This is a genomic window from Actinoallomurus sp. CA-142502 (genome assembly GCF_050936355.1).
Classification (GTDB): Bacteria; Actinomycetota; Actinomycetes; order Streptosporangiales; family Streptosporangiaceae; genus Actinoallomurus; species Actinoallomurus iriomotensis.
In genome coordinates, this window is sequence record NZ_JBNJMY010000001.1 from 10068759 (window position 1) to 10081313 (window position 12555).

The window sequence follows — 12555 nt, forward strand, 5'->3', positions numbered from 1 at the left end:
GGTCGCCGCCGATGCGCTTCTCAATGCTTGATGTGCGCTCCTCGATGTTCGATCGTCTCACGTCCCGGCTAGGATGCGGCTTCATGGACGTGCTGAGCGACGTGATCGCGGTCATGCGCACCGGACGGCCGTCCTCCAGCCGGCTCCGCCTGGGCGCCCGGTGGTGTTACCGCTTCGCGCCCTATGACGGGGCGGGCTTCCACGTGTTCCTGCGCGGCGCCGGATGGCTGCTCACCGAGCACGAGGACCCCACCCCGATCGGCCCCGGTGACGTCGTCCTGGTGCCGCACGGCGGCGCGCACGTCCTGTCCGACTCCCCGCGCGCCGAGCACGCGGTCCCGTTCGAGAGCGCGGCCGGCGATCCGGACGGGCCGACCGACGTGCTGTGCGGCAAGTACCGCCTCGACCGGACGCGGACGCATCCGGTGCTGGCGCGGCTGCCCGAGGTCGTGCACCTTCCCGCTCAGGCCGGGCAGCACGCCGACCTTCGCGCGGCCATCGACCTGCTCGGCGGCGAGGTGAGCGGCCGGCGGCCCGGCCGCGACGCGGTGGTGTCCGGCCTGCTCGACCTCCTGCTCGTGTACATGGTGCGCGCCTGGCTCGACGACAACGCCGCGACCGGATGGCCCCAGGCGCTGCGCGACCCGACGCTCGCCGCCGCGCTGGAGGCCCTCCACGCCGATCCGGCCCGGCCGTGGCGGCTCCAGGACCTGGCCGCCACCGCCGGCCTGTCCCGCGCGACGCTGGCCCGGCGGTTCACCTCGGTGACCGGGCAGTCGCCGATGGCGTACCTGGCGTGGTGGCGCATGGCCGTCGCGGCCCGGCTGCTCCGCGACACCGACCTGTCGCTGCCGGAGATCGCCCGGCGTGTCGGCTACGGCTCGCCGTACGCCTTCGCCCACGCCTTCAAACGGCACTTCGGCCTCGCGCCGGGCCGCTACCGCACGGCGGACCAGACCGTCGCCGCCACCGCCTGACCGGCCGTACGGAGGCGACCGGCGTGCCCGTCGTTCATCGGGTGACCGGCCGGGGCCGGGTCGCGGTGAAGTCGTGCAGGGTCTTTGGGGGACACCCGCCGATTCGCTCGATGGCCTCGGTCACCTGGTAGAGCTCGTGGCCACCGCCGATCGCCCGGAACAGGTCCCACAGATGGGACAGGTGCTCCACCACGGTGGCGTCCCCGTACAGAGCCGTCGCCCGGTGCCGCCACCGCTGCGGGTCCTGGTCGGCGTACTCCAGCCCGAAGGCCCTCGCCGCCTCGCCGATGGTCATGACGTCGCCGGTCAGCCGACACACCGGATCCAGCTCACCGTCCGGCCCGGTGAGCAGGCCCGTGGCCACTCGCGCGACGTCGGTCCCGGCGATCAGCGGCAGCGTGGTCTCGGCGGACCCGAACGGGAGCTCGAGTGTGCCCCCGTCGCTCGCGTCCGCGAGGACGGCCAGGTTCTCGAAGAAGACGGCCGCCCGCAGGTGGATGGCGCCGACGCCGGCCCGCTCGAAGACCTGTTCCGACACCCAGTGCCGGCGCATGTGAGGAGTGCCGGCGCCCGGGTCCGCGGCGAGCTGTGACACGTCGACGACCCGTTCCAGGCCCTCCTGTCGCGCCGCCGCGGCGAAGACGGCCGTGGCGTCGAGCATCCCGTCGGTCACCGGGTAGGTGAAGAAGGCCCGGCGCACGCCCTGTACGGCCGGGATCACCGACGCGATCTCCCGGAGGTCGCCGAGGACGACCTCGGCACCCATCGCGCGCAACTCGGCGGCGCGCGCGTCGTCGGTACGCACGAACGCCCGTACGGCCTGCCCGCGATCGAGCAGCATCCGCGTCACGTGCCGGCCGGTGGAGCCCTGCCGGCCGCCGGCCGCTCCGGTCACGAGAATCGGTGTCATCGCCTGGTCCCTTCTCACAACGTGACGGTGAGGGCGCCGAGCCGTTCGAGCGTCGCGAGGAAGGGTGCCGCGGGAAACGCCTCGCCGGGGCTGAGCACCCCGCTCTTGGCGGGCGCCTCTCCGCCGGTCAGCCGCAGGGCGCCGATCACCGACGCCAGTGCGGCGGCCCGCCACAGATCCTGTCCGCTCAGGTGGCCGGCGCGGTCGCCGTGCTCGCCCAGCGCCTGTACGGCGACGGTGAACTCGGTCCGCGCCCTGGTCTCCACGTCGGCGTCCTCGCTGGTGAACACCGGCTCCTCCTCGAACGTCCGCGCGGTCAGCATCGCCTCGACCTCACGCGCGGGGACGTGCCGGGGCACGGTCACGGCCTCGGGGAAGGGAACGGGGGCGATCATCGACCGAGGGCCGACCGGCGGCGGGAAGGGGAAGACCGCGTTGCGCGGTTCCACGTAGCCCACTTGCTGCGCACCGTCGGAGAAGCCGATCCGCACGGTCTCCGCGAAGAGCTGCCGGGCGGTGTCCAGCGCCCCGGTGGTCATCCGCCAGCCGGTGACCGCGTACGCGACCGTCACCCGGCCGACGTCCGCCATTCCCTCGGTGACGGCGCCCGCGAGCAGGTCACCCAGGCCGCCGTAGAAGCTCAGCGAAGGGATCATGATCGCTCCGGTGCGCTGTGCCGTGGCCTGGTGCGTATCGAACAGGCGCTTGACGTGGTGCGGCTCGACGGCGTGGTCGATGTAGTGGCAGCCCGCCTCGGCCGCGGCCGAGGCGACCGGGTCACCCGTCACCGAGAACGGCCCGGCGCAGTGAATCAACACGTCGGCGCTCTCGGCGAGCCCGCGGATCGCCTCCCGGTCGTCCAGCGGCGCGGTCACGGCGCGGCAGCCGAGCTCACCGGCCATCGCTCCGAGGGCCACGGCGTCGCGGCCGGCCAGCACGATCTCCTGTCCTCGATCGATCAGCTCGGCGGCCACCAGCCGCCCGGTGTGCCCGGTCGCGCCGTAGATTGCGATGAGTGGTGCGGTCATGACCATCCCACTTCCATACCGAGAGTATGTAACTGATGTATCGAACGTACGTACGAATAGATCGCACTGTCAAGGGAGTTCGCCGTTGCCTCGCCAGCCTCGCCGCACGCAGGCCGAACGCTCGGACGCGACGACGTTCAAGCTCGTCGCGGCGGCCCAGGAGCTGTTCGGCCGAGACGGCTACGCCCCCACCTCGATCGAGGCGATCGCCGCTGCGGCCGGGATGACCAAGGGCGCCGCGTACCACCATTTCCGTGGCAAGGCCGCACTGTTCCGCAGCGTGTTCGTGGAGGAGCAGCGGCAGATCGCCGACGCGTTGCGGCAGGCCGCCGCGCGGGAACCCGACTCGTGGTCCGCGCTGCTCCGGGGATGCCGGACCTTCCTCGAACACTGCCTGAACCCGGCGTTCCGTCAGATCGTGCTGCTGGACGGCCCGGCGGTGCTCGGCTGGGAACAGGTCCGCGAGATCGAGTACGCCCACACGCTCCGCGTCCTCACCGAGGGAATGAACGCCGCCGCGGACGGGGCCATGATCGACGGTGACCTGCCGGCCCGCTGCCAGCTGATCTTCGGCGCGCTCTGTGAGGCGGGGATGCTGCTGGCCCGCTCCGACGATCCGGTGAGGGCCCTCCCCGTCGTCGCCGCCGAGGCCGAGCGCCTGCTCGGCTCCCTCGCCCGCTGAGGACTCGCCCGGCCGAGGCCGCTGTGCGCCTACACGACCCTGCCCATGCGGTTCAGCAGCCGGTCCTGCCGGGACGCCTCCCGCCCGAGCGTTCCGGGAGGGGCGAAGAACCGGTGCGTCGTCTCGGCGGCGGTGGGAGTCTCCACCAGACCGGCGTAGATCTCTTCGAGGAAGTCGTCGATCCACGCGACCAGGCCGTCGTCGAGCGTCTCGTCCGCGCCGACGGCCCGTGCGAGGTCCCACGTGTGGATGACGGTGTCGGTCGTCCTGACCGCGAGGGCCTGGCGGCCGGTCACCTTTCCCAGCGGGTAGTCCAAGAGCCGCTGGAAGGCCCCGGGAGCGGCGAACGCCTCCGCGCACTCCCGGACGGACCGGACGTAGGCGCCCACCGGATCCGCGCCCAACGCGTCGGCGTCCCGTAGCCGCAGGAACTCCTCTCCGGAACCGCCCCGCAGCAGCCGTACGTAGCCGAGGTTGCCTCGCGTCATGTGGTTGACCAGCTGACGTACGTTCCACTCGGTGCAGGGAGTCGGCCGGCGCCACTGTGCGGGCCGAACCGCCCCCAGCCTCCGCTCGAACCCGGCGCTGGTCCCGGCGAACCGGTCGACCAGCCCTTCAGAGAAGTCGGACATGGGCCGCAGTGTGGTCGCCCATCGGCGAAACGGCTGGCAGGTATCCGACGTCAGGGCTCAGGTCTCCGGGTCGTCGGCGATCAGCCGCCGGTAGCCGGTGTAGTCGCGGCCGGAGGTCAGGCGCCGGGCGGCGACGGCGAAGTAGCCGTCGTCGGGGGCCTTGACGCCCAGCCCTTCGACGAGGCGGTTCATGAAGTTGAACAGGGCGCACACCGACACCGCGTCGAAGAGGGTCTTCTCCTCCCAGCCGGCGGCGAAGACCGCGTCGGCGTCGGCGTCGGTCATGCCGCTCGGCGTCAGGGTCAGCTTGCGCACGTACGCGAACAACGGTTTCAGCTCGTCGCGTACCGGCGCGGACTCGACGTCGGCCAGCAACGCGGCCAGCACGCCCTCTTCCACGCCGAACGCCTCGGCGACCGCCCCGTGAACCCCGTGGCAGTAGTGACAGGCGTTCAGTCCGGAGACGTAGGCGGCGATCAGTTCGCGCTCGCCGACCGACAGCGCGGAGGGGCCGCGCAGCACCACCTCGTGGTAGTCGACCAGCGGCGCGGAGGCCTCGGGGAAGGCCTTCATGACGTCCAGGACGCCGGCGGCGTCGGGAAGCGAGGAGAGAAAGGGCATCGCGGTTCCACCTCCACGGGGGCAACATCCGGACGCGAGGTTAACGACGAGATCTCAGAGGTTTCTCAGTAAACCGGCACCCGGCCGGAGAGCCGGAAAAGCGAGCCTGCGCAACGATTTACCGGCGATCTACTCGGCCATTACTTTGCCCACCATTGAGAAAGCCCACCCGTTTATCGATCGCACCCACGGGGATGTTTGTCAACGTAATTGCCCTTTTCGGGCTTCCTATGGGGATCCGGGAGGCTGTCATGAATGGATACCTGCCCTATAGCTCGACCGGTCCGGCTCCTCGCTTCGGAGGCGTTCGCGGCTGGCAGCAGGACATTCTTCGAGGCGAGTCCTAGCTGAACGCGTCGAGGTACCGCGGGTTTCACCGGCCGCGGTACCTCGGCCCATGAGGGGACGGGGGGCGCTGGTGGCGCGACTTTCTTATCCGGCCGCTCGGCGCGGCGACGTGGTGGAGACTCTGTTCGGCCTGTCGATCGCCGATCCCTACCGGTGGCTGGAGGACGGCCACGACACGGGCGTACGGGACTGGGCGTCGGCCCAGGATCGGCTGTTCCGCGCGTATCGCGCCGGATGGTCCGGGATGGGGTCGTGGGCGTCGCTGGTGGAGGAGGTCTCGTCCTTCGGCGTGTCGGAGCCGCCCACCGTGCGCGGTGGGGTCAGGTTCCTGGCCGAGCAGCGGCGCGAGGACGAGCAACGGCGACTGCTGGTCGTCGACGCCGAGGGGAACCGGTGGGTGCTCGTCGACCCGGCGGAGATCGACCCGACCGGCCACACGGGCCTGTACGACTGGTGGCCGTCGCGCGAGGGCGAACGCGTGGCCGTCCAGCTGGAGGTCGCCGAGCAGCCCGGCAGCGACATCCTCGTGCTGGACGCCCGTACCGGCGCGACGCTGGACGGACCGCTGCCGCACGCCCGCAACACCTCGCTCGCCTGGCTTCCGGGCGGGCAGGAGTTCTACTACGTCAGCCGCGTTCCCGACGATCAGCTCGCCCCCGGCGACACGCGCCTGCACCGGCGCGTGCGGCTGCACCGGATCGGTACGGGCTGGGAGGACGACACGGTCGTGTTCGGCGACCCCGACACCCCGGACCACTACTACGGGCTCACGGTCAGCGCCGACGGCCGTCACCTGGCGATCACCGCGATGGCCGGGCCCGCCTCGCCCAACCATGTGTACGTGGCCGAGCTCGTCGACCCGCGGGCCCCGCGGTTCGTCAGGGTGGTGGACGGGCGTACGACGCGGGCCCGCGTGCTCCCCCGCTTCCTCCCGGGCGGCGACCTGCTGCTGGTCACCGACTACCAGGCGCCGTGCGGCCGGATCTGCGTGACCGACCGGCACGCCACCTACCCGGCGGCGTGGCGCACGCTGGTCCCCGAGGATCCGGACGCGCCGCTGGACGAGTGCGTGGTCCTGGACGACCCGGCGCTCGCGCGCCCCGTCCTGCTGGTGGCCCGCGCCCGGCACGGAATCTCCACCGTCACGTCGCACGACCTGGCCGACGGCCGGCCGCTCGGCCGGCTGCCCCTGCCCGGCGCGGGCGTCGTGTCGTCCCTGCGCACGAACCTCCCGTACGGGCGGCGGGCCTGGTTCGGCTACTGCGACGTGGCCACGCCGCCCGTCATCTACCGCTACGACGCCGCCGACGGGACCCTGGAACAGGAGGCCGGCGCCGCGATCACCGGGAACGCGCCGAATATCCGCGGCCGCAGCGTCACCTACCGCGCGAGCGACGGTACGGAGATCCCCCTGTTCCTGTTCACTCCGGCGGAGGAACCTCCGGGTCCCCGCCCGACGCTCCTGTACGGCTACGGCAGCTTCGGCATGCCGATGCGGCCCTGGTTCTTCCCGCTGGCGGCCGCCTGGGTGAGCGCCGGCGGCACGTACGCGGTCGCCTGCGTGCGCGGAGGCGGCGAGGCGGGCGAGGACTGGCACGAGGCCGGCCGCGGGCCGCGCAAACACCGGGCGATCAGCGACTTCAACGACGCCGCGGCCTGGCTCGTCGAGACGGGCCGGACCACGCCGGGCCGGCTGGCGAGCTACGGCGTGTCCGGCGGCGGGCTGCTGGTCACCGCCGCCGCCACCCAGCGACCCGACCTGTACGCCGCGGTCATCGCCGCGGGCCCGCTCTGTGACATGGTGCGCTACGAACATTTCGGGCTGGGCCACACCTGGACCGAGGAGTTCGGCACCGCCTCCCACCCCGACCAGCTCCGCTGGCTGCTCCGGTACTCCCCATACCACAACCTCAGGCCCGGAACGCCCTACCCGGCGTTCCTCCTCGCCGGTGCGGTGACCGACCTGCAGACCGGCGAGGCGCACGTCAGCAAGATGTGCGCGGCCCTCCAGCACGCCACGAGCAGTGACCGGCCGGTCCTCATGCGCCGCGAACCCGACACCGCCCACGCGGCCTCGCCCGCGAGCCGGGAACGCGCCCTGACCGCGGACATCCTGGCGTTCGCCGGAGAGCACACCGGCCTGTCCCCGGACGGGCCGGCGTCACGGCGGACGGCCGCTACGCCCAACGGCCGGGCACCTCGATGGCGCCGGCGAGCTGCTCGGGACTGCCGGCGGTCTCGCTGAGGGCCAGCACCGCCTCGAACTGCTCGCGCGCCTCGTCCAGGTCGCCCGTCGCGAGAAGGCTGCCGCCCAGCCGGTTCCGGATCTCCACCTCGAGGCCGACGTTGGTCTGCTCGCGGACCGCGGCCAGCGCCCGGCGGTGGAGTTCGAGGGCCGCGCCGGTGTTGCCCAGCCCCTCCTCCGTCATGCCCAGCCGGGTCAGGATGGCGGCCTGCTGCGGCAGGTCGCCGATCTCCCCGGCCAGGTCGGCGGCCCGGTGCAGCGGTCCGATGGCCTCGGCCAGCCGGCCGCGGTCCATGTGGAGGCTGCCGATGTGGCTCAGCGTCTTGCCGATGACCCGCGGACTGCCGATCTTCTCGGCGAGCCGGAGGGAGCGCGCGTAGTGTTCGAGGGCCTCGTCGTACCGGCCGAGCTGCTGGTAGGCGGCGCCGAGGTTGCAGGTGGCCATGCCGACGAGCCAGTCGTCGCCCAGCGGCCCGGCCAGGTCCAGCACCTTGGTCAGCCGGGCGAGCGCCTCGGAGGTCCGCCCCGCCCATCGGGCGACCGTGCCCAGCACTCCCAGCGCTCGTGCCTGCTCCCGCAGGTCACCCGAGCGACCGCTGATGGCCAGGGCGTCGTTCAACCAGGCGTACGCCTGTTCGTAGTCGCCCTGCAGGCCGTACGCGATGCCGAGGCAGGTCCGCAGTGACGAGGCCAGCCGGCTCTCGGACGCCTCGACCAGCGGCAGCACCGTTTCGGCGACCGCCCGGCACTCATGGTAGCGGCCCTCCCGGACGAGGTAGTCGATCAGGCTGTCGGCGATCAGGCAGGCCTCGTCCACGTGACCCACGGCCGCCGCGTGCGCGGCCACGTCGGCGATCTCGCCGGCCGCCGCGTCCAGCCAGGAGGCCGCGTCCTTCGCGTCGGCGAAGGGCAGGAAGTCCGGGGCCGGCCCGGCCGGTGGATCCTCGCGGTGGTAGCCGTTCGCGCATCGGGCGGCGGTCACGTAGAGCCGGAAGACGCCGGTACGGGCCGCGGTGACCTCGGCCGGGTGTTCGGCCGCGAGCCGCCGTGCGTACGCCGCGACCAGGTCGTGCAGCCGGTACCGGCCCGCGGTCGGCTGCCACAGGAGGCTGGCGTCGACCAGGCTCTCCAGGGCGTGCTCGGTCTCGTGCCGCGACCAGCCGAGCATCGCGGCCAGCGTCAGCCCGTCGAACTCCACCGTCGGCGACAGCCCCAGCGCGCGGAACGCGCGCTGGGTGCAGGGCGGGAGGTGGTCGTAGGAGAGCCGGAACGCCGCCTCCACGCTGCGGTCCTCCGCGGTCAGCTCGCCGAGGCGGCGTTCGTCGTCGGACAGCCGGGCCACCAGGTACTCGAACGTCCACATCGGCCGGCTTTGCAGCCGCGCCCCAGCGATCCGCAGGGCCAGCGGAAGCCGGTCGCACAGCCGGGCCAGCTGACGCACCGCCTCCGGCTCCTGGTAGGCACGCGCGTCGCCCACGAAGCGGGCGAGGAGCTCTCCGGCCTCGTCGAGGTCGAGCGGTCCCAGCGAGACCCGCTGGTCCACGTCGAGCCCGGCGAGCCGCCGGCGGCTGGTGACGAGCACCCTGCTGCCCGCCCCCGCGGGCAGCAGGGGGCGTATCTGCTCGGCGCCGACCGCGTCGTCGAGCACCAGCAGGGACCGCGTCGAGGCGGTCGCCGCGCGCCAGGACGCGGCCAGTTCGTCGAGGTCGTCCGACTCGTCGTCGGCGCCGACCGCGCGCAGCAGCCGCCGCAGCACCCGCATCGGGGCCGGCGGCTCCGGTCGGCGCTGTGCCCGTGCAGGTCGACGAACAGGCAGCCGTCCGGATACCCCTCCTGGAGCAGCCGCGCGGCGCGCACCACCAGCGCCGTCTTGCCGACGCCCGCCACACCGTCCACCGCCAGGACCGACACCGCGTCCGTACGGTACGGCGCGGTCAGGAGCGCGATCTCCCGGGCGCGGCCCGTCAGCTCGCCGACGTCGCCCGGAAGTTCGTTGCGCCGGCGGTGACCCGGCGCGGACGGCGCCGCCGGAGCCGTCGCCAGGGGGGCCTCGGCCGGCGCGCGCCGTGGGGCGTCGCCGAGAAGGAACGCGTCGTCACCGCGGAGCACCGCCTGGTGCACCCGCCGCAGCTCCTCGCCCGGCTCGACCGCCAGGTCGTCGACCAGCCGGCCGCGTACCTGGGTGAACACCGACAGCGCGTCCGCCTGCCGGCCGCTTCCGTACATGGCACGCATCAGCAGCGCGGCCAGCGACTCGCTGTGCGGGTGCGTCGCCGTCAACGCGGACAGCTCGCTCACCGCCTCGGCGTACCGGCCCAGCCGCAGCTGACATTCGAGCTTCTCCTGCAGCAGGGCGATGCGGCGCTCGGTCAGCCGCAGCCGCTCCCCCTCCGCGAACGGCCCGGGCAGCCCGCTCAGCGGCTCACCGTGGAACAGCTTCAGGGCGTGGGACCAGGTGTCCACCGCGGCGCGGAGGTCGCCGGAGGCCCGCGCCGAGGCGGCCTCGACGGCGATCTCCTCCAGCCGCGCGGTGTCCACCCGGGCGCCCTCGCTGACGAAGCGATATCCGCCCCGGTCGCGGCTGATCACGGTGTCCTGGGCGCCCGCGGCGCGCAGGCGCTCGCGCAACCGGTGCACATAGACCGGGATGACCTTGCCGCCGGTGCCCGGCGGCTCCGCGCCCCAGATCCCGTCGAGCAGCTCCTGCCGGCTGACCGTGGCGTCCGGCCGCAGCATCAGGGCGACCAGGAGGGCCTGCTGGCGGACCGGTCCCAGGTCCAGCGGGACGTCGCCGAGCCAGGCCCGTACCGGGCCGAGCACCGTGAACCGGAGTTGCCGGAGCGTTCCCATCATGCTCTCCCACTTTCGGCGACGTCCGCCTGGAACGGAGGGGAGGCGCCCAGCACGTCGAACTGGAGACCGGCGTCGACGGAGTTCGCCGCGAGCATCGCCATCAGGAAGGCGTTCACCAGGAAGCGAAGCAGCGTCGCGCGGTCCATGTCCCGTTGTTCGAGCCAGCGCAGGACGCACTGGTGGAGGAAGGTGAGCTGCCCGTCGATGGCGGTCCGCAGCACCGCCGAGCCGCGTACGGTCTGCGGGTCCGCCGGGCTCATCCGCGCGAGGTGCTCGACGAAGCTCTCGACTCTTCGCTCGCGCTGGGCCTTCGTCACCTCGGCGACGCCGGGGATGCCGATGCGCCCTTCGACGAGCGCGACGTAACCGACGGCGTGCTCTTCGGCGTAGGTGATGAGGCCGTCGATGGCGCGCTCGAGCTGCACCAGCGGCGGCAGGGAGACGTCCGGTTCCGTGGCGGCGACGAGCTCCTCCGTCGCCGCCCGCACCACTGCCACGAGGAACTCCTCCCGGTCATGAAAGTAGTGGTACAGCAACCCCTTCGAGACACCGGCCGCACGGGCGACCGTGCCGACCGACAGCGTCTCCACCGGCTGCGTGCCGAGCAGCTCTATGCCAACGCGCAGAAGCTGCTCACGCCGCTGGTCCGTATCGAGTCGAACCCTGACCATGTCGGCAAACTAGCAGTATTGACCGCTCGTTCAATAGAGAATCCGGAAAAACACAGGCCGGTGCTCTGCGGGGAGCACCGGCCTGTGGGCCGTACTGGCCGGTACTCCGCGAGAGAGCACCGGCCCGCTGTCACGAGGCCGGCCGGAAGGCCCCCAGACCGTTCGGCACGCCGACTCCGGTGGGCCCGTCCCAGCCGGGCCCGGCCACGCACAGCACCGTCGGGGCGTCCCCGCAGCCCTCCGCGCCGTTCTCCATGTTCGAGCCGGTGGTGACGTCCTCGATCGCGCCGCGCGGCGCCCGGTAGATGGTGTTCGGGCCGCTGACCTTCTTGGCGGCGCCGGCCCGGACGAACAGGCCCGCGAGGTACGGCGACGCGGCGCTGGTGCCCACGCCGACACCCCATCCGCCCACCGGGTCCGCGCTCGCGGTCGGCCAGTAGGTGTCGTAGATCGTCAGGCCGCTCGCGGCGGCGGAGATGTCGGTGGTGGCGCGATGCCCCTGGCAGAGCTTTGCCACGGACGCCGGCTGCCGGTTCGCGGGCGGCAGGGTCGTGCTGCAGCCGCTGGAGGAGGACATGTACTTCTGTCCGCCCTCCACCTTCCCCCACGCCTTCTTGGTGAAGGTCTGGCCGCCGTCGGCCGAGGTCAGCTCCACCCCGCCCGCCGAGATCACGAAGGGCAGCTGCTGCGGCCAGTTCTGATCCTTCGGCTTGGTGCCCAGGAAGCCCAGGTCACCCGCTGCCGAGAGGATCGGGACACCCGGGTGGTGCATGCGCTCGGGCAGCGCGCCCTCCGTGAGGATGTCGCTCTGCATCCCGTTGCCGATGAAGTAGCTGATGGACACCGCGTCCGCGCCGAGTTTGATGGCCGTGTTCGTCGCGTTGGCCTCGTGCTGGGCGTCGAGCTGCGGGAAGCCGGCCGCGCCGGCCGCGATCGATGCCGGTTCGATGGGCTGCTCGACGACCAGGATCTTGCAGTTCGGGCAGGCCGCGGACACCATCTCGACGTCCATGGCGGTTTCCAGGGTGTAGCTCTGCGCGAGCTGCGAGAGCAGCGGGAGCCGGACGGTCGTCGCCGGCGGCTTGCCGCCGTTCTCGCCGACGACCTTCAGGCAGCCGTTCGCGGCCGTACAGGCCGGGAGCCCGTACTGCTTGCGATAGGCGGCCAGGTCCGATTCCAGGCTCGGATGGTGGGCCATGGTGACGATGCCCACGGTCCCGCCCTTCCCCTTGCCCGCCGGCAGGTGGAAGGCGCGCGCCAGGTCGTACGGGCCGAGGCCGGCCGGTTCGGTGGTGCTCGCGGGCTTCGACGCGTCACCGGACGCCGCGACCAGCCCGAAGTCGCACCCGATGCGGTACTTCTTCGGACCCGCGCACGAGTTGACCACCTTGTGCGTGCGCCACAGTGAGCCGTCGAGGATCGACGCGCGGAGCGCACTGGCGCTGTCCGAGCTCACCGTGCTCGCGGCGACGGTTCCGGCGGTGTGCTGCGCCGGGGACAGCGCGGCCACGGTCACGGCCGCGACGGTCGCCGCCGCCCCGGCGACGGCGACCCCGATTTTCAGGTATTTCATCGTCTTCTCTTCTGG

Annotated in this window: 10 protein-coding genes and 1 pseudogene; 3 read left to right on the forward strand and 8 right to left on the reverse strand. The window is 72.5% G+C overall.

Going from position 1 to position 12555, the window contains the following annotated elements; genetic code table 11:
* Window positions 1-83: 83 nt before the first annotated feature.
* On the forward strand, window positions 84-977 hold the full coding sequence (locus ACQEV1_RS47090) for an AraC family transcriptional regulator (protein ID WP_433404035.1): 894 nt from the start codon (window positions 84-86) through the stop codon (window positions 975-977).
* Window positions 978-1011: 34 nt separating this feature from the next.
* Here ACQEV1_RS47090 and ACQEV1_RS47095 read toward each other — a convergent pair whose 3' ends face one another.
* Both ACQEV1_RS47095 and ACQEV1_RS47100 read right to left on the reverse strand, forming a co-directional pair.
* Window positions 1012-1887 (reverse strand): NAD(P)H-binding protein, encoded by an 876-nt coding sequence (locus tag ACQEV1_RS47095; protein WP_433404037.1) that lies wholly within the window; start codon window positions 1885-1887, stop codon window positions 1012-1014.
* A 14-nt stretch (window positions 1888-1901) separates the two neighbouring features.
* Window positions 1902-2915 carry a saccharopine dehydrogenase NADP-binding domain-containing protein gene (locus ACQEV1_RS47100; protein WP_433404040.1) on the reverse strand — a complete coding sequence of 338 codons (1014 nt, stop codon included), beginning with the start codon at window positions 2913-2915 and terminating at the stop codon, window positions 1902-1904.
* An 85-nt stretch (window positions 2916-3000) separates the two neighbouring features.
* Here ACQEV1_RS47100 and ACQEV1_RS47105 point away from each other — a divergent pair, with 85 nt between their 5' ends.
* The gene (locus ACQEV1_RS47105; protein WP_433404043.1) at window positions 3001-3597 is read left to right on the forward strand and encodes a TetR/AcrR family transcriptional regulator; all 597 of its coding nucleotides are present in this window, start codon (window positions 3001-3003) and stop codon (window positions 3595-3597) included.
* 29 nt (window positions 3598-3626) lie between these two features.
* Here the strand turns inward: ACQEV1_RS47105 and ACQEV1_RS47110 are convergent, their stop codons facing one another.
* Both ACQEV1_RS47110 and ACQEV1_RS47115 read right to left on the reverse strand, forming a co-directional pair.
* On the reverse strand, window positions 3627-4229 hold the full coding sequence (locus ACQEV1_RS47110; protein WP_433404046.1) for a TIGR03086 family metal-binding protein: 603 nt from the start codon (window positions 4227-4229) through the stop codon (window positions 3627-3629).
* Window positions 4230-4286: 57 nt separating this feature from the next.
* Window positions 4287-4850, reverse strand: a complete 564-nt coding sequence (locus ACQEV1_RS47115) for a carboxymuconolactone decarboxylase family protein (protein ID WP_285635670.1) — start codon at window positions 4848-4850, stop codon at window positions 4287-4289.
* Window positions 4851-5268: 418 nt separating this feature from the next.
* Between ACQEV1_RS47115 and ACQEV1_RS47120 the strand changes: the two genes are divergently transcribed.
* A complete protein-coding gene (locus tag ACQEV1_RS47120) occupies window positions 5269-7443 on the forward strand; it encodes a prolyl oligopeptidase family serine peptidase (protein ID WP_433404048.1) in 2175 nt (724 codons plus the stop codon).
* On the opposite strand, the gene ACQEV1_RS47125 is transcribed toward ACQEV1_RS47120, so the two are convergent.
* The 4 genes and pseudogenes from ACQEV1_RS47125 to ACQEV1_RS47140 all read right to left on the reverse strand — a co-directional run bounded on the left by ACQEV1_RS47125 (window position 7376) and on the right by ACQEV1_RS47140 (window position 12540).
* Complete coding sequence (locus ACQEV1_RS47125) at window positions 7376-9205, reverse strand: tetratricopeptide repeat protein (protein WP_433404050.1); 1830 nt, start codon at window positions 9203-9205, stop codon at window positions 7376-7378. The two genes, ACQEV1_RS47120 and ACQEV1_RS47125, sit on opposite strands and share 68 nt — an antisense overlap.
* Before the next feature lie 353 nt (window positions 9206-9558).
* Window positions 9559-10296, reverse strand: a pseudogene (locus tag ACQEV1_RS47130) (AfsR/SARP family transcriptional regulator); the annotation flags it as partial.
* On the reverse strand, window positions 10293-10967 hold the full coding sequence (locus ACQEV1_RS47135) for a TetR/AcrR family transcriptional regulator (protein ID WP_285635677.1): 675 nt from the start codon (window positions 10965-10967) through the stop codon (window positions 10293-10295). The pseudogene ACQEV1_RS47130 and the gene ACQEV1_RS47135, both read right to left, overlap by 4 nt.
* Before the next feature lie 130 nt (window positions 10968-11097).
* Entirely contained in the window at window positions 11098-12540 is a 1443-nt protein-coding gene (locus tag ACQEV1_RS47140) for a hypothetical protein (protein WP_433404052.1), read from the reverse strand.
* Window positions 12541-12555 lie beyond the last annotated feature (15 nt).

What these genes read in the sequence shown, in the direction of transcription:
- ACQEV1_RS47090 (WP_433404035.1), top strand. Translation starts at nt 84, where the DNA reads ATGGACGTGCTGAGCGACGTGATCGCGGTCATGCGCACCGGACGGCCG.
- ACQEV1_RS47095 (WP_433404037.1), bottom strand. Translation starts at nt 1,887, where the DNA reads ATGACACCGATTCTCGTGACCGGAGCGGCCGGCGGCCGGCAGGGCTCC.
- ACQEV1_RS47100 (WP_433404040.1), bottom strand. Translation starts at nt 2,915, where the DNA reads ATGACCGCACCACTCATCGCAATCTACGGCGCGACCGGGCACACCGGG.
- ACQEV1_RS47110 (WP_433404046.1), bottom strand. Translation starts at nt 4,229, where the DNA reads ATGTCCGACTTCTCTGAAGGGCTGGTCGACCGGTTCGCCGGGACCAGC.
- ACQEV1_RS47115 (WP_285635670.1), bottom strand. Translation starts at nt 4,850, where the DNA reads ATGCCCTTTCTCTCCTCGCTTCCCGACGCCGCCGGCGTCCTGGACGTC.
- ACQEV1_RS47125 (WP_433404050.1), bottom strand. Translation starts at nt 9,205, where the DNA reads ATGCGGGTGCTGCGGCGGCTGCTGCGCGCGGTCGGCGCCGACGACGAG.
- ACQEV1_RS47135 (WP_285635677.1), bottom strand. Translation starts at nt 10,967, where the DNA reads ATGGTCAGGGTTCGACTCGATACGGACCAGCGGCGTGAGCAGCTTCTG.
- ACQEV1_RS47140 (WP_433404052.1), bottom strand. Translation starts at nt 12,540, where the DNA reads ATGAAATACCTGAAAATCGGGGTCGCCGTCGCCGGGGCGGCGGCGACC.